The organism is Clostridium sulfidigenes (genome assembly GCF_000732635.1).
GTDB lineage: Bacteria > Bacillota > Clostridia > Clostridiales > Clostridiaceae > Clostridium_J > Clostridium_J sulfidigenes.
Map to the genome: position 1 here is coordinate 121,726 of NZ_JPMD01000038.1, position 24,668 is coordinate 146,393.

Genomic DNA, 24,668 nt, shown 5'->3' on the forward strand with positions numbered 1-24,668 from the left:
TAGTTCTTTTTCTTTTAGCTAAAGTTAAAAATATAACTTCATATACTACAGTATATAAGGTAAAGAGTGCTATGAAAATGATTTGCTCAATACCATTCATTTTAGAGGTAGCAAACAATATTATTATAGGGAAACAAAAAACAATCTGAACAAATCTTAGAATGGATAAGCCTTTCATAACATCACCTTTTACCAAATATTACTATATTATTATTGTTACACTTTTAGAACTAACATTCAATAAAAACTGTACAACAAATTTATATCTCATTATCCTTATAATTTAAGAAAATCAAAGAATAAAATTATAATATGTAAAAATAAGGAAAATGTTAAGTGATATGCATAAGTATACCTAGTGGTAGTAAAGAACTAAAATTTTATTGAATTTATATAAAATAATGTACTCATGTAAGGGTAAAATGAATAAAATATATAAAGGGGGAATATTTATGGAATTCTTTAGTTATATTACAGAGAATGCATTGATACTAATACCAGTGCTATATATAATTGGTATGATTTTAAAAGGAATAGAGAAGATAAATGATAAATATATACCAGTAATCTTGCTTCCTGTAGGCATACTGTTATCTATGGGAGTTATGCACAGTTTTAGTGCTGATGCAATAATTCAGGGTGTTTTAGTTACTGGGGCTAGTGTATATGCTAACCAACTAGTAAAACAAAGTCAAAAGAAAGAGTAAATAAGATTTAAATATAAGAGCTATATAATTTATAAATCAAATAAGATTATAAATTATATAGCTCTTTATAAATAATTAAACTACTTGGAAGATATAAAATTTTAAGTAGTATGATTCATCACTATTCCAAAGAATTGGATGATCAGGAGCTTGAGTTCTAAATTCTACTTGTCTTAGGGTAACCCTTGCATCTTTAGCTGCACTGGCAATGGTATCTCTAAATAGTTCAGGATTCATAAAGTGAGAACATGAACATGTTATAAAATAACCACCTTTATTAACTAATTTCATTCCTCGAAGGTTTATTTCTTTATATCCTCTTGTAGCACTTTTAATAGTAGAACGAGATTTAGTAAAGGCTGGTGGGTCAAGGATAACCACATCATATTTTCTACCTTCATCAGACCACTCACGAAGTACATCAAAGGCGTTGTGACATTCAAATTTAACTACATCTTGTAGATTATTAAGCTCTGCATTACGTCTACAGAATTCTACTGCATGCTCTGATATATCTACTCCTAATACTGATTTAGCACCAGCAACGCCAGCATTTAATGCGAAGGAACCAGTGTGAGTAAAGCAGTCTAGCACAGTGGCATCTTTGCAAAGCTTATGTATAGCAGCTCTATTTTCCTTTTGATCTAAGAAAAATCCTGTCTTTTGCCCATTTTCAACATCAACATAGTACTTAACGCCATTTTCAACTATCTGAATCATAGTATCAAAGGGTTCGGTTAAAAAGCCTTTAATCTGTTCCATGCCTTCAAGGATTCTAACCTTAGCGTCACTTCTCTCATAAATACCTTTAGCACCATATTCTTCTACTAGAATTTTTACAATGATATCTTTATATTTATCAATGCCTAGAGCTAGAGATTGAATAACGTAGTAATCTTCTAATTTATCAATTATAAGTCCAGGTACAAAATCAGCTTCTCCAAACAAAAACCTACAGCTAGAAGTATCTATTATCTTTTTTCTGTATTCCCATGCAGCTCTAAGTCTTTTTCTAAAAAATTCTTCATCAATTTCTTCATCGATATCTCTAGTCATAATTCTTATAGTAATTTTAGAAACATCATTAATATAACCTTTTCCGATGAATTCCTCTCTGCAATTATATACCTCTACAATGTCTCCATTTTCATATTCACCATCATATTCTTCTATATCAGTAGAGTAAACCCAAAGGTGACCATTCTCCACACTTTTTCCTTTTCCCTTTAGTAGATAGAATTTACAAGCCATTTACATCCTCCTATTATCAAAACAATTAATTATTAATAATTTATATTGTTAAATTTAAAGTTGTTATATCTAAGAAATAAATTTATTAAACTTTATTTAGACTTCTTATAGTATAAATTTATAGAGAGGATTTTGCAAATAAATTATTTAATTTTTACCATAGAAAAATCTTTGTTAGTAAAGTATAATATTCTTGGTTTGAATTTTTTGAACACATACCATTTGATGGTGATAGTCAGAAGGATATAGGAGGAAAATATATGAGTATACTTACAGTTAAAAATATAAGTCATGGTTTTGGGGATAGAGCAATATTTGAAGATGTATCCTTTAGATTATTAAAAGGGGAACATGTAGGTTTAATTGGAGCTAATGGTGAGGGTAAATCTACTTTTATGAATATAATAACTAGTAAACTTATGCCTGATGAAGGTCAAGTAATTTGGTCTAATAATGTGAGAGTAGGATATATGGATCAACATGCAGCTTTAGAACAAGGATTAACTATAAGAGATGTACTAAGAGATGCATTTAAATACCTATTTGATTTAGAGACTGAAATGAATGAACTTTACGGAAAAATGGGTGAAATGGACGAAGAACAAATGAATAAGGCATTAGAAAGAACTGCTGTTATTCAAGATATGCTAGATAATAATGGGTTTTATGTTATAGATGCAAAGGTTGAAGAAGTTGCTAAGGGATTAGGACTTTTAGATGTAGGGCTAGATAAAGATGTAACAGCTTTAAGTGGAGGACAAAGAACTAAGGTTTTACTTGCAAAGCTTCTACTTGAAACTCCAGATATATTACTTCTAGACGAGCCTACAAACTATTTAGATGAAGCACATATAGAGTGGCTGAAGAGATATCTACAAAGCTATGAAAATGCATTTATTCTAATATCTCATGATATTCCTTTCTTAAATTCTGTAATTAATCTTATATACCATGTGGAAGATAGAAAGTTAAGTAGATATGTAGGAGACTATGAAGAGTTTAAGAGAATATATGAAGCAAAGAAAGAACAGCTTGAAAGAGCATATGAAAGGCAACAAGCTGAAATTGCAAAACTTGAAGATTTTGTTGCAAGAAATAAAGCCAATGTTGCTACATCTAACATGGCTAAATCAAGGCAGAAGAAGTTGGATAAAATAGATAGAATAGAGCTTTCTAAGGAAAAGCCAAAGCCAACATTTAACTTCAAAACAGGAAGAGCATCAGGTAAGGTTATCTTTGAAACTAAAGACTTGGTTATAGGATATGATAGTCCGTTAACAAAGCCTCTTAATATTTCTATGGAAAGAGGACAAAAGATTGCCCTTGTAGGAGCCAATGGACTTGGAAAGACAACTCTACTTAAGAGCCTTATGGGGGATATAAAACCTATAAGTGGAGAAGTTGCCCTAGGTGATTATCAACAAATAGGATACTTTGAGCAAGAAGGCGCATCAGGAAATAAAAATACTTGTATAGAAGAATACTGGAAGGAATTCCCTAGTTGCACTCAATACGAAGTCCGTGCAGCCTTAGCTAAGTGTGGATTAACTACTAAGCATATAGAAAGCATGGTTATGGTACTATCAGGGGGAGAAGCTGCTAAGGTAAGACTTGCAAAACTTATAAATAGGGAAACAAATATACTAATCCTAGACGAGCCTACTAATCATTTAGATGTAGAAGCAAAGGATGAGTTAAAGAGAGCATTACAAGAATATAAAGGAACTATATTACTAGTTTGCCATGAACCAGAGTTTTATAAAGATGTAGTAACTGACATATGGAACTGTGAGGATTGGACGACGAAGATTGTATAATGCATATTTAAAGTTATGTTGTTAGGTGAGGTGTTATTTTACACCTCATTTTTTAAATTTTAAAATATTGAATAAGTAAAATTGGTGGACCCAAAAAGGAAAAATGTAGAATATAATATAAGTACATCAAAAGTAATAATGCTATTATAAGTGCATCAAAGGTGATGATGCTATTATGAGTGCATCAACAGGGGTGATGCTATTGTAAATGCATCATCATTGAAAAAGTATCTAATAAATGTTAAAATTAAAGAAATATTTAAGAAATTATGAGGTAATAAGCATGTACTTTGCAATTATAGGTGATATAGTTGAGTCAAAAAAGATATTAAATAGAAATGAAGCTCAAGAAAAATTAAATCATATATTAAAAGATATAAATATTGAATATGAAAGAAACATTGCTGCAAAATTTATTATTACATTAGGAGATGAATTTCAAGGCTTATTAAGTAATCCTATTCATTTATTTGATATTATTGATAAAATTAAGTTTAAAATGTATCCTATAAAAATTAGATTTGGAGTTGGGATTGGTAATATTGATACTAATATAAATAAAGAGATGGCATTAGGGGCTGACGGTCCAGCATATCATTATGCTAGAAAAATGATAGAGGAGATTAAAATATTAAATAAAACAAACAGTAAATCACAATATAATACAGATATAGGGGTTAGTTCGATTTATAAAACGGATATAGTTAGTTTAATTAATAATAATTTATGTTTATGTTACTTTATAGAAGAGAAGTGGACAGATAAGCAAAGAGAACTTATTGAAAAAATAATGTTTTCAAATAAAACTCAAAGGGAAATTGCTAATGAATTAAATTTAGTTCAATCAAGCGTACAAAGGAGATTAAAAAGCTCAGGATATTATAATTATATTTATGTAAAACAATGTTTGAATAGAGTTTTGATGGAAGTGTGGGGAGAATATAAATATGCAGATTAAATTTATTGTACTGTGCTTGATAGCACATGTAGTTGGGGATTATTATTTGCAAGATGATGAAATGTCAGATCTAAAGAAGGAAAAAATAGGTGGCGTATTTAAACATTCAGTATTCTATAGCATTCCATTTATTTTAATTTTACTTTTGTTTAAAAAAAGTTATAAGATAACAGGATTAATACTATTATTATGTTTAGCTCATTTATTGATCGATGTAGTAAAATATTATTCATATAAGGGATATTTAAAAATATTTCATACTGCATGTAAAAAGAATAAAGTAAAGAAGTATATTAAACCATGGATGATATATATATTTGATCAAGTGGTACATATAATTTTACTTATAGCCGTAATAGTTTGTTTTGGGGAGAATTTATATTATCCAATAGATACATTGTATATTGGATATAGTATATTGGGTATCGATGGATTAACGGTTTTAAAATGGGTATTGATAGTGTTATGTATGCATAAGCCGGCAAATATAACTTTTAAAATAATATTTTCAGGATGTAAGCCTAAAGGAAACTTAGTTACTAGTAGTAGTAATAATTCGGTAGCTAACAATAGTATCAATAGTAGCGTTGCTAATAATGGTAGTAATAATGGTGCAATTATAGGTTTTTTAGAGCGTATAATAATTGCTATGTTTTTATATAGTAATGAATACTCGGCTATAGGATTCATTTTAACAGCAAAGTCAATTGCTAGATATAATAAGATTTCTGAGGATGCGGAATTTGGTGAGTATTATTTAATTGGAACATTATTTAGTACTTTATTTGTTATAGTTATTTATAACTTTATTTTTTAATCAGTTAATAAGATATTTTAATATATTAACTTGAATTATTCACTGAAATTATTTTTATAAGAACAACTACTGCATAGTTTAAATGGTAGATATCAAGCTATGCGTGGTTTTTATTTTTCTATGAATAATTTAGGGTAAAGCATATAGTTATTTGAAAAAAGTAAGAGTGTGAGAAGAAAAGAATGATGTTAGAATAAGTAAAAGCATATTTACAATATAAAATTATGAGAATATGATAAAATAGAATTTAACATAAGGCATCTTCGAAAAATAAATAAGTCAGAATGTTCGTCTATTTTGTGTTATACTGCGTCAACAGAACCCTTAGATAGTGCTACTATCTGCGGAACCTGTTTCCTTGTCTAACTCAAAATATACTTCCCATCTTTGACTTATTATTTATTTTCAGATACCTTAAATATGGAATAAAATTTTGAGGTGAAAAATGAAGATAAGAGTGCCCAAATATCTTAATAAATTCAAATGTATAGCAGACAAGTGTGAGGATACATGTTGTGCTGGTTGGGAAATTGTTATTGATGAAGAAACTTATGATTACTATGAAAATCTTAGTGGTAGTTTTGGTGAAAGATTAAGAAATGAGATGGTTAATGATGGAGAAGATAATATATTTGTATTGAAAAATGGCAATTGTGCCTTTCTAAATGAAAACAAATTATGTGATATATATAATGAACTTGGAGAAGATAGCCTTTGCTATACTTGCAAGAAGTATCCTAGGTATATGGAGGAGTTCGGGAACTTACGAGAAATAGGTATATCACTTTCCTGTCCAGAGGCAGCAAGGATAATACTAGGTGATTCTAATAAGGTTGAATTTGAGTTAAGTGAAAATGATGAGTTTATAACTTCTTATAACGATATTGATGCCATGCTATTTATTGAGCTTATGCAGTGCAGAAATATATTTTTTAATATACTTCAGAATCGTAGTATTGATTTAAATATAAGAGCTGCTATAATTCTTGACTTTGCAAAGGAAGTTCAGGATAAGATAGATGAGGACGATCTAACTAGTTTAAAGACCATTAAAGAAAGATATATGGATAAAAATTTTATAAACAAGACTAGTAGTGATTTGGATAAGAATATCAATAATAAAGAACAATGGTATAACGATATGGAAGAATATTTTCATGTGTTCAAAAGCTTAAAGCATATAAATAACAATGATCCCTTAGGCTTAGATAAGGTGTTATCTTATATTAAGAGTAGTACTGAGAATAAAGATATTTATCTAGATAAATATAAGGAATTTAAAAATTTTTATAAAGATAATATGTATAAGTTTGAAAATATATTAGTTTACTTTGTATTTAGATATTTTATGAAAGCTGTCTTTGATTATGATGTGGCTGCTAAAATGAAGACTGCCGTGGTGAGTTACTTAGTAATTAAGCAGTTATGTGTAGTAAGGTGGATAGAAAGTGGAGAGCTTAGTGATGAGGATATGGTAGATATAAGTCATACATATTCTAAAGACATTGAACATTTAGAGGAGAATATAGACACCTTGGCAGAGATTTTTAAAACAAATCCTGTATTTAAAGAAGATAGAATTATAAATATACTAATAAACTAAAAATAAGGTATTAGATAATTAAGTAATATTTAGACTACTTCGATTTTGAAATATTAGATTACAAATGAAAAAATTAAACTTATAGTTGGAGAAGGAGAGATATGGAATATTATAAAATTTTAGGTGTTGATAAAAATGCATCTATGGAAGAGATAACAAAGGCTTATGAAGATAGGATAAATAAATTTAAAGAAGAGATAGAAGATGAAAAAAGAGCAAAATCCTTTATAAAAGTATTTGATGAAGCCTATGAGAAGATAAAGGAAGAGAGAGAACAAAATCAGCAAACTGTGATTATAGACAATCAAGTGAAAGATTTAAATAATAACTTTCATAAAAATGATAGTAATAGCTATGAAAGTTTTAATGAATATGAACAAGAATCTATAGTTAGTAAAGAAAAGAAGAGATCATCTTCAAAGAATACATCAATAAGAAAAAAAAAGATCTAGAAAGAAGTCTACAGAAGATAGAGGCAATATTAAATCTGAAAAACAAAGTAAAAGGGATAGTGGTAGAAAAGCAGGAAGTAATAAAAAGAGTAGTGAATCTTCTCTTACTCAATTGCCACTTAAGATATTGCTCATGCCTGTGGTAGTTATATTATCCATAATAATATTTCTATGTAAAATATTAAATATAATATCTTGGATTGCATCTAAGATTATAATAATAGCAGCTATAGCTATATCTGCTATCCATGGATATCAAATTTATATTGGACATGCTATTAAATATAAGATATTTGTATTGTGTGCTGTGGGTTTTGTAGTTTCTTTATTTTTACCAAGTATCCTAAAAATTCTTGTATCTACCTTAAGTAAAGTAAATAGCAAATTAAAAAAGTTTGTTTTTTAATGTTAATTGGTAGAAATATAATTGTTATTATTTTATATTTTTATGATTAAAAAGTATAATTTTTAATATATTTTTAAGAAGTTAACTTGAAAAATTTTACTTTACTGAAACTGACCGAACCTTCTGTTGCAATAGTATTTTATTATTGATATAATGAATCAAGTAAAGTTTATTATAAACTTTTTTGATTGTTATAATTGTGGGTTAATTTTATTTTAAAGTAAAGAAAACTAATTCATTCATATCTTGAATATTTTTAAAATAGGAGAGATTGTATATGAAAGAATTTAGTATTAACACAAAGGTCTATTTTGGACAAGGCTCTTTAGAAAAACTAAATGAAATCAAGAATAAAAGAGTGCTAATTGTATGTGATAAATTCATGGAAACATCAGGTATGGCTGAGAAAGTAAAGCAAAAGCTTGTTGATTGTCAAGTAGCTGTATTTAGTGATATTGTACCTGATCCATCTGTAGAAGTTATTGCTGAAGGCATTCAGAAATTACAAAATTGTGATGCTCAGGTTATGATAGCTCTTGGTGGAGGTTCATCAATTGATGGAGCTAAAGCTATGAGAGAATATGCAAAAAAAATTACGGGTGGAGTTTCTTCTATAGAAGAATTCTATGCTATACCTACTACAAGTGGTACAGGGTCTGAAGTAACTGAATATGCAGTAATCACTAATAAACAAGAAGGGTTAAAGTATGCTCTTGCAGATAAATCTCTTCTTCCAACAGTTGCAATTCTTGATCCGGAACTAGTAAAATCTGTACCTAAGGCTATAACTGCTGATACAGGAATGGATGTTATTACACATGCTTTAGAGGCTTATGTTTCAAAGAATGCTACTGATTTTTCAGATGCTCTTGCAGAGAAAGCACTTACTTTAGCTTTTAGATTTTTACCACTAGCTTATGCTGATGGAAATGATGTAGTGGCAAGAGAAAAGCTGCACAATGCATCATGTCTTGCTGGAATGGCTTTTAATGCTGCTGGCTTAGGAATTACTCATAGTTTAGCTCATGCTGTAGGTGGGAAATTACATATTTCTCATGGAAGAAGTAATGCAATGATACTTCCTTATGTAATAGAATATAATGCCAATTTAAATAAGGGTGCTTTCAATGTAGAATATGACATAGCATCTAAAAAGTATCAAAGAGTTGCCAAATTATTGAAGTTGCATGCGCCAAATGTAAATATAGGTGTTAATAATTTAATTAAAAGTATTGTAGAACTTCAAAAGACTTTGATGATTCCAACAACATTAAAAGAACAAGGTGCTGATATGGAGCTAGCTGAAGCATCAAAAGAAGAAATCATTAAAGCAGCTCTTAATGACATATGTACAACAGCAAATCCTAAAGAAGTAACAGGAGAAGATTTATCAAAAATTTTAGAAAAAGTTTTTGGATAAAATTTTGTATTTTATACCACTCATTAATGGGTGGTTTTTTTATTGGTTCTGCTAAACTCCTTAAATTTAGGCTGGAATGTTATACATTTAGCTTGATGTAATAAATTTCCTCTTTACAGTTTGACTATAATATGTAATATTGTTTATACGAATAATATATTTTTTCTTTAATTTCACATGGTAAAATATTCATTTTAAGGTTAAATATTATTCTTCAATTATTTTTGAATATTATCAAACTCTGTTTATTCAAAATCACATAATTAGGTATTTATAATTCTCATCATAATCATAATAATATCCATTTATTTATACAAAAAGTTTGATATAACAATTAGCTAAAATTTCATTAGGATTTTTATTATATATAAGTTTATGATAAACATTTTGAAAATTGCAAAGAGTTCATGGCTCTTAGAATAAATTTAAAATGTTTATAAATATTACAAAGGTGAAGTTATTTTTTAATGCTTATAAGGACTCCTCCTTATATTCTTTACATTTAGTGGGGGAAATTCTTTTTAATAAAGTTTTAAAATCTTTGGAATAAAATGATTTAGATTTTAAAAACGGCTAAAAATATTATAAAAGAGGTGAACTTAGTATGGGAGAAGAATTATATTCCATAGGAAAAGTGGAAGAGATATGTAAAATAACAAAAAAAGCACTGAGATATTATGATAAAATGGGTATATTATCACCTGATAAAGTAGCTGATGAAAGTGGCTATAGATATTACAGCAAAAAAAACTTACTATCTGTACCAGTAATAAAATATTATAAGCAAAGTGGATTTAAGCTAGAAGAAATGAGAGCTTTTTTACAAGGAACAACTTATGATTTTTTTGATAAAAGTTTTAGAACAAAAATTGATGAATTAAGAGAACTTGAAAAGGAAATAAATTTAAAGATAAGATCTGTAAGAGATTGGCATGCACTTATAGTTGAGGCACAGATGGTAATTGAAAATAATGTTTGCGATGTCTCTATAAAATATATTGATGAGCGCAATTTAATCTTCTTAAATCAAAATTTTAATTATGATTATATGGAGTGTATAATTAACATAGAGTTTAACAATTATATTGATAGTATAAATAATGCAATAACAGGTCCTGTAATTATATGTTTTCCATCTTTTGAGGATAAGATTAATGGGAAATGTAGTAAGATGAAAATAATGCAAGAGACTATTTTAAAGTGTAAGGACGAAGAAAGTATTGAATTTGGTGGATGGTTAGCAGCTTCTTGCTATCATATAGGTACTCATGAAACAATTAATGAAACATATAAAAAAATAAAAGAATGGGCTAAGGAACATGATTACATATGTTCTGAAGAATCTTATGAAAGATATGTAACAGATTATTGGACAACTAAAAACACTGACAAGTTTGTAACGGAAATTTTGATTAAAATTAGAAGAAAGAGATAGATTCATTAAACTGAAAATACTGAAAACGTTGACCGTAGGGTAAGGGATAAAATGTCGATAAAACTCAGTTTGTAAAAAAATACAAATATATCTTATAAAAAAAATACATATATTTCTTTTATAAAATAAAATTTCTACTCCATGATATTGACGGAAACTAGTATTTAGCACTTAAAACAACTGGCACAACTAACTTACAATTATTTATTAAGTTAGTTGTGTTAATTTTTTTTGAACTTTGATAACAAATACATGTTGACTTTACCCCATAGGGAAAGGCATATAATTTAATTGTTAATAAAATAACCACAAGATATCAAATGAAAAGTTATTCAATAGTTTTAAAATGAAATATCCCAAATTATAACAATCACAAAACGTACTCATTGTAAATTTTTATTTAGTAATATAAATTTAAAAGTTATTATCAAACTAAGTGGAGGGGATTTATTTTATGAAGGAAGTTTCGAAAACGGTAAGTTTAGAAGCCATTACTGCAAAAAACAAATTATCATCTGATTTCCTTAAAAAAGGTATTTCAATTGCTCTTTTTTCGGGTCTTATGTATGGATTTTATTCAGCATTTTTAACCTTGGGAATGACTAAAGGAGTATGGGGTGACTGGTATGGTGCTAATACAGCAGGTTTATCAGCAGTAGTTATTACATATGTGCTTGGTGCCCTTGGTAGTGCCGTAAACGATACATGTAGTGCTGTTTGGGCAGTAATTTATGCAACCCTTAAAGGTAAACTTGGAGATTTCTTCAGATGTCTTAAAACCAAACCAGGTGCTGTAATGATATTGGCAGCTCTTATCGGAGGACCAATTTCAAGTACAGCTTTTGTTGTGGCTTTACAAATGGCGGGTTCAATTGTTATTCCAATTACAGCTCTTTGTCCAGCTATCGGTGCTATTTTAGGAAGAATATTATTCAAACAAAAACTAGACAAACGTATGATGCTTGGTATTGCCATCTGTGTTGTATCTAGCTTTATGATTGGAAGTACTAGTATTGGTGGAGATGCTCCAGCTGGAATGTTCCTTGGAATTTGTATTGCATTTATTGCAGCTCTTGGATGGGGATTTGAAGGTTGCGTAGCTGGATATGGTACATCTATGATTGACTCAGAGATTGGTATTACAATTCGTCAAGCTACATCTGGGCTTTCAAACTTAATAATATTAGTACCTTTATTTGGAATGATATTTGGAGATGGGATTAAATTTTCAACTAATTTAGTTAGTCAAGCATTTACAAGTGGTCCTGCAATGATATGGTTTGCACTAAGTGGTCTTTGTGCTTTTGTTTCATACATGAGTTGGTATAACGGTAATAGTATGTGTGGTGCTGCTCTTGGTATGGCTTGTAATGGTACATATTCCTTCTGGGGTCCATTCTGCTGTTGGATAATTCTTGGAGTGATAGGCGGTATGGACGGATGGGCATTACCTCCAATCGTATGGATTTCTGCGGTATTAATGATGTTCGGTATCCTTGTAATAGCTATGAATCCAATGGATTTGTTTAAAAAGAAGGAGGTATAAGATAATGAAGCCGCTTAATTATGCAATATTAAAATATTTTACAAAAATTAATGAAGCTTGCGCTGATGATGTTATAAATGCTCTAAAAGGTGAGTATGGCAACTTTAAAGCTTTGAAAAAGAAAGCTGTAATTACGGCGTTAATGACAGCGGAGGCAAATGGTCTCATTGAAGAAACAAGATTTGAATTAGATAAAAATGGTGAGTTGAGAGTTTATTATAGAGCCCATGAAGATGGTGCTGCTACAATCAACAAATATATAAAAGACTAAGAAAAATTTTTGAATTAATTAATTAAAAGGCTCATTGCTATAATTTATGTTTCATAGGGATGAGCCATAATTATTTATTAATATACAAAAGATATGGTTAATTGAAAGGAGTTTTATTTTATGAAGGAAGTTTCAAAAGCAGTAAGCCCACAAGCTATGGCTGCAAAGAAGAAATTATCAAGTGATTTCTTCAAAAAGGGTATATCTCTAGCTTTATTTTCAGGACTTACCTATGGGTTATATACAGCATTCCTGACTATGGGTATGACAAAAGGAGTATGGGGTGACTGGTATGGCATTAATTCAGCAGGTTTATCAGCATTTGTTATAGCATACTTACTTGCTGCACTTGGTAATGCAATAAATGATACATGTAGTGCAGTTTGGGCTATTTCATTTGCATTAGTAAAAGGTAAATTTAAAGACTTTGTAAGATGCATTAACACTACTCCGGGACGAATTATGATATTAGCAGCTCTTATTGGAGGACCTATAGCTGGTACTGCTTATGTTATAGCTCTTCAAATGGCTGGACCAATAGTTGTTCCAATATCAGCTCTTTGCCCTGCTATTGCTGCTATATTAGGTAAAATTTTATATAAGCAGGAATTAAATAAACGTATGGCATTAGGTATTGCAGTATGTGTATTTGCTAGTTTCTTAATTGGTAGTACAGGCTTTAGCGGTGGAGCTTCAGCAAGTACTTTAATTGGTATTTTAATAGCTATTATTGCAGCTCTTGCATGGGGATTTGAAGGTTGTGTAGCTGGATATGGTACATCAATGATCGATCCTGAAATTGGTATTTGTATTCGTCAAGTTACATCAGGTATAGCAAATTTATTCATCCTAGTTCCTGTTTTTGGAATTATGGCTGGTGGAATGAACATTTCTGTTGACCTTGCTATACAAGCATTTACAAGTGGTCCTGCAATGATTTGGTTTGCATTAAGTGGTCTTTTATCATTTATCACATTTATGACATGGTATGCTGGAAACAGTATGTGTGGAGCAGGGCTTGGAACTGCATGTAACGGTACATATTCATTCTTTGGACCATTATTCTGCTTATTGTTATTAGGAGTATATGGTGGAATGGATGGATGGTCATTACCTTCAGTTGCTTGGATTGGAGCTGTAATAATGATGTTTGGTATCCTTACAATATCTATGAATCCACTTGATTTATTAAGAGGAAAAAAAGAGGGGGATAAAATAGATGAAGCCGCTTAATTATGCAATATTAAAATATTTCACTAAAGTAGAAGAAGCTTGCGCAGATGACGTTATAGAAGCGTTAAAGGGACAATATGGAAGTTTTAAAGCTTTAAAAAAGAATGCTGTAATTACTGCGTTAATGACAGCAGAAGCAAATGGTCTTATTGAGGAAACAAGATTTGAATTAGATAAAAGTAACCAATTAAAGGTTTATTATCACGCCCATGAAGATGGTGCGGCTACAATTAACAAATACATAAGAGATTAATTTTTAACATTGCCCATAGGGTAATGCTTACAAAGACAAATCTCTTATGAATTTAGTAAGATAGTTATTTTTATTAAACATTAAGAAAAGACTTTACTCTTAACAGCATAATTTCTTGTAAAAATATTTAAGAATTTTAATGCAAGAAATATATTGACTTTCCCCCAAAGGGTAAGGGATATAATCAATATATAAGAACAAACAAAAGATGCATGCAAACATAAATATAATATATAGAAGTTATGTAGTTAAGCTAAAGTATATTGAGCTAAAAATAGGAAGGAGGAATTAGTAATGAGATATTATGGAGATGAGGCTTTAGGCCTTGTAGAAACAATAGGATTGGTTCCTGCACTTGAGGCTGCAGACAAAATGCTTAAGGCAGCTAATGTTGAATTAATTTCATATGAAAATGTTGGTTCAACACTTGTAACTATTATGGTAAAAGGTGATGTTGGTGCAGTAAGATCTGCTGTAGAAGCAGGTGCTGAAGCAGCGGCAGCAATTGGTAAATTAACAGCACACAATGTTATGCCACGTCCTATTAAAGAAGTTGGAGATATCGTTTCAGTACACGATATCGACGCATAAAGCATAGAAAGGAAATGATTTACATATGTCAAGATATGAAGCTTTAGGATTAATCGAAACTTTTGGTCTGGTTTTTGCTTTAGAAGCAGCAGACGCTATGTGCAAAGCAGCAGATGTAGAACTAATAGGATATGAAAACGTTGCGTCAGGTTATATATCTGTTTTAGTTCGTGGTGATGTTGGTGCTTGTAAAACAGCAGTAGATGCTGGTGTTGCAGCAGTTGAAGGAATGGAAGGTGGAAGCCTTTATAGTTCAATAGTTATTCCAAGACCACACCAAGATCTAGAAAAAATAATAAAACGTTATGCAATTACAAATCTTGTAACAGAATAATAAATAGAAAAACTTTTTATAAGGAAAAGGAGAGAGAAAAATGAATATTATTGATAATGATTTACTCTCCATGCAGGAAGCGAGAATTCTTGTTGAAAATGCTCGTGAGGCACAAAGAAAATTAGCAGCTTTCCCACAAGAAAAACTTGATGAGATAGTTGAACGTATGACCGAAGAGATTGAAAAACATTTAAAAGAACTTGCAAAAATGTCTAATGAGGAAACTGAATATGGAAAGTGGGAAGATAAACATATTAAAAATCACTTTGTATGTAAGTATCTGAAAAACAGACTTAAAGGTATGAATTGTGTAGGTATCATTAGTGAAGATAAAATGAACAAGACAAAGGATATAGGAGTACCAATGGGGGTTATTATAGCCTTTTCTCCATCAATGAGTCCTGTTTCTACAACCATATATAAGGCGTTAATTGCAATTAAGTCAGGAAATGCAATCATATTTTCACCTCATCCAAGAGCTAAAAATACAATTTCTAAAACAATTGACATTTTAATTAGAGCTGGAGAAGGGGTAGGGCTTCCGGAAGGTGCACTTGCATATTTGCATACAGTGACTTCAAGTGGTTCATTAGAACTTATGAATCATAAAGATACTTCACTAATAATGAATACAGGGGTTCCAGAAATGCTTGATGCAGCTTATAAGTCCGGCAAACCAGTAATTTATGGTGGCAATGGAAATGGTCCAGCATTTATAGAACGTACTGCTGATATTGAGCAAGCTGCTAAAGATATTATTGATAGTAAGAGCTTCGATTATGGAGTTGTATCTGCTGCTGAGCAATCAATTGTTGTGGATAGCTGTATAGTAGCTGAAGTAAAACAAGAACTTATTAAAAATGGTGGATACTTTATGACAGAAGAAGAAGCTGAAAAGTTGGCATCAATCTTATATTACAAAGATGGAAGTTCTGACATGGATATGATCGGGAGATCGCCACAATTTTTAGCTAAAAAGGCTGGCTTCAGTGTTCCTGAAAATATAAGAGTTCTTATTTCTCAGCAAAAATTTGTATCTCAAAAAAATCCTTATTCAAGAGAAAAGCTTTGTCCTGTTTTAGCTTTTTATATAGAAGATGACTGGATGCATGCTTGTGAAAAGTGTATAGAATTATTACTTAGTGAGAGACATGGACATACACTTATTATACATTCAAAGGATGAAGAGGTTATTCGTCAATTTGCATTAAAAAAACCTGTTGGAAGAGTACTTGTTAACACTCCAGGAACTTTTGGAAGTATGGGAGCAACCACAAACTTGTTTCCATCAATGACCCTAGGCAGTGGATCTGCAGGGCATGGAATGACTTCAGACAATGTTTCACCTATGAACTTAATATATGTACGTAAAGTTGGATATGGGGTTCGTAAGGCAGATGAAATTGTTGGCATGATGGACAATAAAGAGGATTCTAACTATGAAGTTTTAAAAGATAAATTAAATGCAAATGAAATTGATAGTGTTAAGCTATTAGAGAGTATTTTGAAAAAAGTTTTAAATGACTTAAAATAATAGGTCATACAAAATGTATGAAATATATTAAAGAATGTGAGGGAATAAATTGGATATTCGTGAATTTTCAAATAAGTTTATGGAAGCAACTCAAAACATGTCTGATGAAGAACGTGCTAGTTTAATGAAGATGTTTTCTAGTGTTTCCAAAGAAATAACAAAGGAAGAATCAACTACTAGCTGTGTTGTGTGTGACAATAATGGTCAAATTCCAGATGGAATAACAGAGCGTTTAGTTAAGTTAAAGGAAAAATACTTAACTCATGTACCAACAATCACTACTCACAAAGCAAGAGTTATTACTCAAATAGCAAAAGAAAACCCTGGTATACCTAAGGCAATTTTACGTGGTAAGTCTTTCAAGCGTTGCTGTGAAACTGCACCATTAGTAATTCAAGATAATGAGCTTATCGTTGGTGCACCAAATGGACAACCACGTGCTGGATCTTTCTCTCCTGATATATCTTGGAGATGGATGAGAGACGAACTTGATACAATAGGAACTCGTGCGCAAGACCCATTCTACGTATCAGAAGAAGATAAGAAAATCATGCGTGAAGAATTATTCCCATTCTGGGAAGGTAAATCAATTGATGAATACTGTGAGAGTCAATACAGAGAAGCTGGAGTATGGGAACTTTCTGGAGAATCTTTCGTATCAGATTGTTCATACCACGCATTAAATGGAGGAGGAGACTCTAACCCAGGATATGACGTTATCTTAATGAAAAAAGGTATGCTTGACATAGTAAAGGAATGTAATGAGAAATTAGCTGACCTTAGCTATGAAAGACCAGAAGATATGGAAAAAATATACTTCTACAAATCTCTAATCGATACTGCAGAGGGTGTTATGATATACGCTAAACGTATGTCAGATTATGCTGCAGAATTAGCTGCAAAAGAAACTAATCCTACTCGTAAAGCTGAGTTATTAAAAATTTCAGAAGTAAATGCTAGAGTTCCAGCTCATAAGCCAAGCACTTACTGGGAAGCAATTCAATCAGTTTGGACTATAGAATCATTACTTGTAGTTGAAGAAAACCAAACAGGTATGTCTATAGGACGTGTTGACCAATATATGTACCCATTCTACAAAGCGGATATTGAAGCTGGTCGTATGACTGATTTTGAAGCATTTGAGTTATCTGGTTGTATGCTTATAAAAATGTCTGAGATGATGTGGCTTACAAGTGAAGGAGCTTCTAAATTCTTCGCAGGTTACCAACCATTCGTTAACATGTGTTTAGGTGGAGTTACTAGAGAGGGAAGAGATGCTACAAACGAATTAACATACCTTCTAATGGATGCAGTTCGTCATGTTAAGATATATCAACCAACTTTAGCTTGTCGTATACACAAAGCATCACCTCAAAAGTATCTTAAAAAGATAGTTGATGTTATCCGTGCAGGTATGGGATTCCCAGCATGTCACTTTGATGACGTTCATATAAAAATGATGTTAGCTAAAGGTGTTTCTATAGAAGATGCAAGAGATTACTGCTTAATGGGATGTGTTGAGCCACAGAAGTCAGGAAGATTATATCAATGGACTTCTACGGGATATACTCAATGGCCTATATGTATAGAACTTACTCTTAACCATGGTGTACCACTATGGTATGGTAAGCAAGTATGCCCAGATATGGGAGATCTAAGCAACTTCAAAACTTACGAGCAATTTGAAGCAGCTGTTAAAGAGCAAATTAAATTCATTACTAAATGGACAAGTGTTGCTACAGTAATTTCTCAACGTGTTCACAGAGACCTTGCACCAAAACCACTTATGTCTATGATGTATGAAGGATGTATGGAAAATGGTAGAGGAGTAGAAGCAGGCGGAGCTATGTATAACTTCGGACCAGGAGTAGTATGGAGTGGTCTTGCTACTTATGCAGACTCTATGGCAGCTATAAAGAAATTAGTATTTGAAGATAAAAAATATACACTACAAGAAATGAACGAAGCTTTAAAAGCTGATTTCGTTGGATATGAACAGCTTAAAAAAGATTGTTTAGAAGCACCTAAGTATGGTAACGATGATGATTATGCAGATTTAATTGCTGCGGATTTAATTAACTTTACTGAGCAAGAACATCGTAAGTATAAGACATTATATTCAGTTCTTAGCCATGGTACTTTATCAATCTCAAACAACACTCCATTTGGACAACTTACAGGAGCTACAGCAAATGGACGTAGAGCATGGATGCCTTTATCAGATGGTATAAGTCCAACTCAAGGAGCTGACTTTAAAGGGCCTACTGCTATAATTAAATCTGTTTCTAAAATGTCTTGCGAGGATATGAATATAGGTATGGTTCATAACTTCAAGTTAGTAGCTGGTCTTCTTGATACACCTGAAGGTGAAAATGGAATCATTACATTACTTCGTAGTGCATGTGCCCTTCAGCTTGGAGAAATGCAGTTCAACTATTTAGATAACAAAACATTACTTGAAGCACAAAAGCACCCAGAGCAATACCGTGATTTAATTGTTCGTGTTGCTGGATATAGTGCATTCTTTGTTGAGTTATGCAAAGACGTTCAAGATGAAATTATCAGCAGAACTGTGCTTACACACTTTTAATTAAAAAAATTGTATAAAATCTGTAATCTGCAGCAGTGTTCTGTAGATTACAGATTATAAATAAGATATATATTAAAAATCAAGGTAATGAAACTGGAGAATGAAAAATATGAGTAATGAAAACTTAGGTATAATCGAACGAAAAGCGACGATTTTTAATATACAGAAATATAACATGTATGATGGAGATGGAGTAAGAACTTTAGTATTCTTTCAAGGTTGTCCTCTTCGTTGTAAATGGTGTGCAAATCCTGAAGGACTAGTTAAAAAGCATAGAGTTATGTTTAAAAGTAATTCATGTGTTAATTGTGGGGCTTGCGTTTCTGTTTGTCCTGTTGGAATACATACCATATCTAATGAAACTTTAAAGCATGAAGTTAATCGTGATATTGATTGTATCGGATGTGGTAAGTGCAAAGAAGCTTGTCTTAAATCTGCTTTAACAATAGTTGGAGAAGTAAAAACTATTTCTGAACTGTTGGAGATTGTAGAGGAAGATAGAACTTTTTATGAAGTTTCTGGTGGTGGTGTTACATTAGGCGGTGGTGAAGTTTTAATGCAGCCTGAAGCAGCTTGCAGTTTGTTAATGGCATGTAAGCAATCAGGGATAAATACTGCAATTGAAACTTGTGGTTATGCAAAACTTGAATCAGTACTTAAGGTTGCGGAGTTTACAGATTTATTCCTATTTGATGTTAAACATATTGATTCTGATAGACACTTTCAGTTAACAGGTGTGAGGAATGAACAGATTTTAGAAAATCTGCAAGAACTACTTCGCCGCAAATATAATGTGAAGATTCGTATGCCTTTACTTAAAGGTATAAATGATTCTCAAGATGAAATTGAAAAGACTATGGAGTTTTTAACACCATACAAAGATTACAAAAACTTTAAAGGGATTGACTTACTTCCATATCATAAGATGGGGGTAAATAAATACAATCAATTAGGAATGGAATATCCTATAAAGGATGATCCAAGTTTAAAGAATGAAGATTTAGATAGAATAGAAGGATGGATTAAAAAGTACGATTTACATGTAAAAGTAATCCGTCATTAAATAATTTTCAAATAGATAATAAGATGGAAGGTAAGGTTTATGGGAGATTTTCTTGATAGAAACATACAGCGTGTTATACAAGAGTCAGTGCCAGGAAAGCAGATTACAATAGCACATATCATTGCGTCACCTATGTCTGATATATATGAACGTCTTGGAATCGATGAAAAAGGAGCTATAGGGATTTTAACTCTTTCTCCATATGAAACTGCAATAATAGCAGCAGATATTGCTACAAAGTCTTCTAATGTTGAAATTGGGTTTCTTGATCGTTTTACAGGTTCTGTTGTAATAAATGGCGATGTTCAAAGTGTGGAAACAGCACTTGGAGCAGTAAACGATACGTTAAGAGATATGCTTGGATTTACTCCGGCACCCATTACAAGGACATGAGAAAAAAGCGCATAATGGTAATTGGACCTTCAAGATGTGGTAAAACCACATTAGTTAATGCCCTAAATAATTATGATGGTCCGCTAAAACGAACACCAGATTTAATTTATGGTAAAAACACTATTGATGTTCCAAGTGCTTATTTAGAAAATTCATGGATGTACAAGCATATAATAGCAGCAGCTCAAGATGCATCTCATGTGCTTATATTGGTTGATCAGTCTAATTGCAATGAAATATACTCCCATGGATTTGCAAAGTCTTTTAGATGCCCGGTGATTGGAGTTATTACAAAATGTGACTTGATACCTGAAAATGAAGAAAAATGTTTACGACAGTTGAAGAACATAGGAGTATCAAAGCCATATTTTAATATTAGTTTTCCAATGGGAACAGGAATTGATGCTTTGAAAAAGTATTTATTTGAAAAAGGTGAGGAGTAAAGGTCAATGATGAAATTTATTACCGAAGAGTATTTGAGAGATTTATATCGAAAAGAACCTTTTAATACCTACAAGTTACAACAAGGACAGCGCCTTACACCTGGAGCAGCTCAATATTTGTCTGATAAGAGAATAACAATGAATAATAATGATTCTAAAAAAGATAAAAATGTTTCTCAAGAAAATAAGACTGAAGTAGTAAAACCAGAGAGAAACACTAATTTATATTTGAAGAAACTTTGTTATAAGTTGAAATCTATGGAGGCAGTATTTCTTGTTACTAGTAGTGAAATATTAAGAGAAGATATCATTTTAGCACAAAATGTTATGAATTTAGGTAGAAAAATATCAAACATCAGAAATGTTGTGGAAGGAAAAGGTGTTCTTGAGTCTATTTGCTGCAAAGAATGCACTGGAATTAATCCATTAAATTTCATGACTGACCTTGATGATTGTTTTGAAATAACAGAATTTCATATGCAGCTTGAAAAAAGCAATGCAATTTTAAAAATGAACGCACTACGTTGTGCTATGCGAGAATTACAATTTGATATAATTGATACCTACAAAAATGATGATGACGGTTTAAAAAATAGAATTATGGAGAACACTAATTCAATAATTAATTCGCTGTCTCAATTGATTTGTTCAGCAGTAGGAGGAAAAGAATGTCAAAGAAAAAATTAACTTTTGAATATTGTGATAAGATGGTTCAAGATTTTGAAGAGGTTATAGAAAAGCCAATCCTTAACGGATCTTCTGTTTATTATACAGGTGTGGACTTAGGTACTGCTTGTGTAGTATTGGCTGTTTTAGATGAAAACTATAAGCCGGTGGCTGGTGCATATAGGTATGCAGATGTGGTTCGTGATGGTATGGTTGTAGACTATATTGGTGCCATAAGAATTGTTAGAGAACTTAAGCAGGAAATTGAGGAAAAATTGAATACAGAGCTTCTTTATGCAGCTGCTGCAATTCCACCTGGAACAGATGCTTTAGATTCTGGAGCAATTAAAAACGTAGTTCAGTCAGCAGGATTTGAATTAACAAATCTGTTAGATGAACCTACTGCTGCCAATGCTGTACTTAAAATTCAAAATGGTGCAGTTGTTGATATCGGTGGTGGTACAACTGGAATATCAATTTTAAAAGATGGAAAGGTTGTTTATGTTGTTGATGAACCAACAGGAGGTACTCATTTCTCATTAGTTATTTCTGGTGCTTATGGAATGCCTTTTAAAGAGGCAGATAAGTTTAAAAGAAATAACGAAAACCACAAAGAAATTTTACCTGTGTTAAAGCCAGTAGTTGAAAAGGTGTCATCAATTATTAACCAGCATATCAAGAATCATGATGTAAATGAAATTTCTTTAGTTGGTGGTACTTGTTGCTTAACTGGAATTGAAGAAATTATTCAGAAACAGACTGGAGTTTATACTCACAAACCTAAGAATCCTATGTTTGTTACACCACTTGGAATAGCATTAAGTTGTACACAAGATATTATGGAATAATAAGGAGAGTGTTTAAAAGTGGATTTTAGAATTATAAAATCACCTTCCCAGAGCACTAAAGATATTCTTATAAGACGAATTGGTGGAAATTGTAAAACCAAATTAGACGGTGTTGATGCAATAGGACTTGTTCAAGGCAAACTTATCGATATGATATATGCTACAGATATTGCTGAGAAAAGTGCTGGTGTCACTGTTGAAGATATAAAGGGCACATGTCCCCAACACATGGTTTTAATTGGAATTTTTGGCGATACATCATCAGTTGAATCTGCAATAAATGAGATTAAACTGAAAATGAAAGAAGGAAAAACAATATGATAGTAGCAAGACTTATTGATAATGTATGGGCAACTAGAAAAGCTGAATCACTTAACGGACTTAAGTTTATGCTTGCTGAGGAAATTGGTGGAGTAGATGAAGGACGTAGATTTATTGTTGTTGACAATATCAGTGCAGGTATTGGTGATAGAGTTATCGTTAGTACTGGATCATCTGCTCGTAGAATGTTAGGCGATGATAATATACCTGTAGATGCAGTTGTTGTTGGAATAGTTGATAATGATTGTAACTTTGGTTAAACACAATCTTTCTTAAAAATAATCATAGGATTTTAGGTTTTTTATAGATACCAATATTATTTGAAAGGAAGTGAAAATATGAAAAAATTAATCTGTGCAAAAGATATTGAACAATTAATATTAAAGGGTGAAAAAGTATTTTATATAGATGGTAGTGAAATAATTACACCATCAGCTAAGGATCTTGCAAAAAACAATGAAATACTATTTACTACAGAAGCTTCTGCACCTAAGGTAGAGACTTTAGAAGCTAAGAAGGTTCCAAGCATAGAAGGTATGGATAGTGAAATGATGCTTAATTTCTTCAGAGCAATGATGGACAAGGGTCTTTTACAAGAAATGCTTGAATGCTTAAAACCAAAAAATCTTCTATTTGAAGCTGAAAGTGATCCTAATGGACTTAAAGTTGTTAGAGGAAAAACAGTAAAAATGGACGTATTCGACACTGGAAATCCAAATGCAAAGGCTTATTTCCAAGAGTTAGTAAGTAAAGAAGAATCAAAAATGAGTGCTGGATTTTTAGTTATTGAAAATTCAAAATTTGATTGGGAATTAACTTATGAAGAGATTGACTATGTTATCGAGGGAACTTTAACAGTTGAAATCAATGGAAAAACATATACAGCTCATGCTGGAGATGTGCTATTTGTTCCATCTGGTTCTAAAGTAGTTTGGGGTTCTCCAGATAAAGCAAGGGTATTCTACACAACATATCCAGCTAACTGGGCAGATCTTTTATAAATTAGGGGGATTGACCTATGCAAGCACTTGGTTTAATAGAAACAAAAGGATTACTTGCATCTATTGAGGCAGCTGACACAATGGTGAAATCCGCAGATGTAAGTATTATTGAAAAGACCTATGTAGGTGGCGGTCTTGTTACAATTGCAGTTACAGGTGATGTAGGTGCAGTAAAAGCAGCTATAGAAGCTGGAGTAGCAGCTGTTAAAAATCTTAATGAAGAAGCTTTAGTATCAGAACATGTAATTCCACGTCCTCATGAGGAGTTGGAAAGCATAATTGGATCTAAATCTTCAGTGGAAACTCAAGAGGTTTTAGTATCTGATGAAAAAGTTGAAGAACCTGAAGAGATTCAAGAGACTCAGCAGATCCAGGATGCAGAAGACTTAGAAGTTGTAGAAGAAATTCAAGAAACTGAAGAAGTTGAAGAAATTCAAAATAGTGATGCTTTAGACAATGATTTAGATAAACTTCATAAAGGAAGTTTAGAGAATCTACATAAAGATGATGTAGATAATTTAGTTATTAAAAATGGTATTGAAAAAACCGTTTTAATATTATCTAAGCTAAAGGTAGTTAAGCTTAGAAATCTAGCTCGTGAATATAAAGATTTTGGAATTACAGGTAGAGTGATTTCAAAAGCAGGTAAAAATCAATTACTTGCTAAATTCAAATTGTATTACGAGAAAAATTAGATATTGTAAGGTTTACGAAA

At 31.5% G+C, this 24,668-nt stretch carries 27 protein-coding genes; 26 read left to right on the forward strand and 1 reads right to left on the reverse strand.

The window, feature by feature from the left end; translation table 11 throughout:
* Positions 1-452 precede the first annotated feature (452 nt).
* Entirely contained in the window at positions 453-707 is a 255-nt protein-coding gene (locus tag IO99_RS14930) for a phage holin family protein (protein WP_035134826.1), read from the forward strand.
* 75 nt (positions 708-782) lie between these two features.
* On the opposite strand, the gene IO99_RS14935 is transcribed toward IO99_RS14930, so the two are convergent.
* Positions 783-1,958, reverse strand: a complete 1,176-nt coding sequence (locus IO99_RS14935; RefSeq protein ID WP_035134828.1) for a class I SAM-dependent rRNA methyltransferase — start codon at positions 1,956-1,958, stop codon at positions 783-785.
* A 260-nt stretch (positions 1,959-2,218) separates the two neighbouring features.
* On the opposite strand from IO99_RS14935, the gene IO99_RS14940 reads away from it, so the two are divergent.
* From IO99_RS14940 to IO99_RS15060, 25 genes are all read left to right on the forward strand, one after another.
* Positions 2,219-3,775, forward strand: coding sequence for an ABC-F family ATP-binding cassette domain-containing protein (locus tag IO99_RS14940; protein WP_035134829.1), 1,557 nt, complete (start codon positions 2,219-2,221; stop codon positions 3,773-3,775).
* A gap of 283 nt (positions 3,776-4,058) precedes the next feature.
* Complete coding sequence (locus tag IO99_RS14945; protein WP_035134831.1) at positions 4,059-4,733, forward strand: SatD family protein; 675 nt, start codon at positions 4,059-4,061, stop codon at positions 4,731-4,733.
* Positions 4,723-5,550 (forward strand): DUF3307 domain-containing protein, encoded by an 828-nt coding sequence (locus IO99_RS18510; protein WP_051824178.1) that lies wholly within the window; start codon positions 4,723-4,725, stop codon positions 5,548-5,550. The genes IO99_RS14945 and IO99_RS18510 overlap by 11 nt, the downstream gene beginning before the upstream one ends.
* A gap of 445 nt (positions 5,551-5,995) precedes the next feature.
* Positions 5,996-7,153, forward strand: coding sequence for a flagellin lysine-N-methylase (fliB, locus tag IO99_RS14955; protein WP_035134834.1), 1,158 nt, complete (start codon positions 5,996-5,998; stop codon positions 7,151-7,153).
* Between the two features lie 101 nt (positions 7,154-7,254).
* Positions 7,255-7,605 (forward strand): DnaJ domain-containing protein, encoded by a 351-nt coding sequence (locus tag IO99_RS14960; RefSeq protein WP_035134836.1) that lies wholly within the window; start codon positions 7,255-7,257, stop codon positions 7,603-7,605.
* A 133-nt stretch (positions 7,606-7,738) separates the two neighbouring features.
* Positions 7,739-8,011 (forward strand): hypothetical protein, encoded by a 273-nt coding sequence (locus IO99_RS14965; RefSeq protein WP_035134838.1) that lies wholly within the window; start codon positions 7,739-7,741, stop codon positions 8,009-8,011.
* Positions 8,012-8,288: 277 nt separating this feature from the next.
* The gene (locus IO99_RS14970; protein ID WP_035134840.1) at positions 8,289-9,431 is read left to right on the forward strand and encodes a 1-propanol dehydrogenase PduQ; all 1,143 of its coding nucleotides are present in this window, start codon (positions 8,289-8,291) and stop codon (positions 9,429-9,431) included.
* Between the two features lie 604 nt (positions 9,432-10,035).
* On the forward strand, positions 10,036-10,866 hold the full coding sequence (locus IO99_RS14975; RefSeq protein WP_035134842.1) for a MerR family transcriptional regulator: 831 nt from the start codon (positions 10,036-10,038) through the stop codon (positions 10,864-10,866).
* Positions 10,867-11,320: 454 nt separating this feature from the next.
* Positions 11,321-12,412 (forward strand): membrane protein, encoded by a 1,092-nt coding sequence (locus IO99_RS14980; RefSeq protein ID WP_035134844.1) that lies wholly within the window; start codon positions 11,321-11,323, stop codon positions 12,410-12,412.
* 4 nt (positions 12,413-12,416) lie between these two features.
* Positions 12,417-12,683: a hypothetical protein gene (locus IO99_RS14985; protein ID WP_035134846.1), complete on the forward strand. Its 267-nt coding sequence runs from the start codon at positions 12,417-12,419 to the stop codon at positions 12,681-12,683.
* Positions 12,684-12,803: 120 nt separating this feature from the next.
* A complete protein-coding gene (locus IO99_RS14990; protein WP_035134848.1) occupies positions 12,804-13,916 on the forward strand; it encodes a membrane protein in 1,113 nt (370 codons plus the stop codon).
* Positions 13,903-14,169 carry a hypothetical protein gene (locus IO99_RS14995; protein WP_035134850.1) on the forward strand — a complete coding sequence of 89 codons (267 nt, stop codon included), beginning with the start codon at positions 13,903-13,905 and terminating at the stop codon, positions 14,167-14,169. The genes IO99_RS14990 and IO99_RS14995 overlap by 14 nt, the downstream gene beginning before the upstream one ends.
* A 294-nt stretch (positions 14,170-14,463) precedes the next feature.
* Entirely contained in the window at positions 14,464-14,760 is a 297-nt protein-coding gene (locus tag IO99_RS15000; RefSeq protein ID WP_035134852.1) for a BMC domain-containing protein, read from the forward strand.
* A 25-nt stretch (positions 14,761-14,785) separates the two neighbouring features.
* Positions 14,786-15,094: a BMC domain-containing protein gene (locus IO99_RS15005; RefSeq protein ID WP_035134854.1), complete on the forward strand. Its 309-nt coding sequence runs from the start codon at positions 14,786-14,788 to the stop codon at positions 15,092-15,094.
* A gap of 40 nt (positions 15,095-15,134) precedes the next feature.
* Positions 15,135-16,628 carry an aldehyde dehydrogenase family protein gene (locus tag IO99_RS15010; RefSeq protein WP_051824179.1) on the forward strand — a complete coding sequence of 498 codons (1,494 nt, stop codon included), beginning with the start codon at positions 15,135-15,137 and terminating at the stop codon, positions 16,626-16,628.
* A 49-nt stretch (positions 16,629-16,677) separates the two neighbouring features.
* Positions 16,678-19,218 (forward strand): choline trimethylamine-lyase, encoded by a 2,541-nt coding sequence (gene cutC / locus IO99_RS15015; RefSeq protein ID WP_035134856.1) that lies wholly within the window; start codon positions 16,678-16,680, stop codon positions 19,216-19,218.
* A 109-nt stretch (positions 19,219-19,327) separates the two neighbouring features.
* Complete coding sequence (cutD, locus tag IO99_RS15020) at positions 19,328-20,281, forward strand: choline TMA-lyase-activating enzyme (RefSeq protein WP_035134857.1); 954 nt, start codon at positions 19,328-19,330, stop codon at positions 20,279-20,281.
* Positions 20,282-20,320: 39 nt separating this feature from the next.
* Entirely contained in the window at positions 20,321-20,674 is a 354-nt protein-coding gene (locus IO99_RS15025) for a BMC domain-containing protein (RefSeq protein WP_035134859.1), read from the forward strand.
* Positions 20,671-21,117, forward strand: coding sequence for a EutP/PduV family microcompartment system protein (locus IO99_RS15030; RefSeq protein ID WP_035134861.1), 447 nt, complete (start codon positions 20,671-20,673; stop codon positions 21,115-21,117). The genes IO99_RS15025 and IO99_RS15030 overlap by 4 nt, the downstream gene beginning before the upstream one ends.
* A gap of 6 nt (positions 21,118-21,123) precedes the next feature.
* A complete protein-coding gene (locus tag IO99_RS15035) occupies positions 21,124-21,804 on the forward strand; it encodes an ATP--cob(I)alamin adenosyltransferase (protein WP_035134863.1) in 681 nt (226 codons plus the stop codon).
* Positions 21,786-22,631: an ethanolamine utilization protein EutJ gene (gene eutJ / locus IO99_RS15040; protein WP_035134865.1), complete on the forward strand. Its 846-nt coding sequence runs from the start codon at positions 21,786-21,788 to the stop codon at positions 22,629-22,631. Before IO99_RS15035 ends, eutJ begins: the two co-directional genes overlap by 19 nt.
* An 18-nt stretch (positions 22,632-22,649) precedes the next feature.
* Complete coding sequence (locus IO99_RS15045) at positions 22,650-22,952, forward strand: BMC domain-containing protein (RefSeq protein ID WP_035134867.1); 303 nt, start codon at positions 22,650-22,652, stop codon at positions 22,950-22,952.
* Entirely contained in the window at positions 22,949-23,212 is a 264-nt protein-coding gene (locus IO99_RS15050) for a EutN/CcmL family microcompartment protein (RefSeq protein WP_035134869.1), read from the forward strand. The genes IO99_RS15045 and IO99_RS15050 overlap by 4 nt, the downstream gene beginning before the upstream one ends.
* A gap of 78 nt (positions 23,213-23,290) precedes the next feature.
* Positions 23,291-23,953 carry a cupin domain-containing protein gene (locus IO99_RS15055; RefSeq protein ID WP_035134871.1) on the forward strand — a complete coding sequence of 221 codons (663 nt, stop codon included), beginning with the start codon at positions 23,291-23,293 and terminating at the stop codon, positions 23,951-23,953.
* A gap of 17 nt (positions 23,954-23,970) precedes the next feature.
* Positions 23,971-24,648 (forward strand): BMC domain-containing protein, encoded by a 678-nt coding sequence (locus IO99_RS15060; RefSeq protein ID WP_035134872.1) that lies wholly within the window; start codon positions 23,971-23,973, stop codon positions 24,646-24,648.
* The last annotated feature ends 20 nt before the right edge of the window (positions 24,649-24,668 follow it).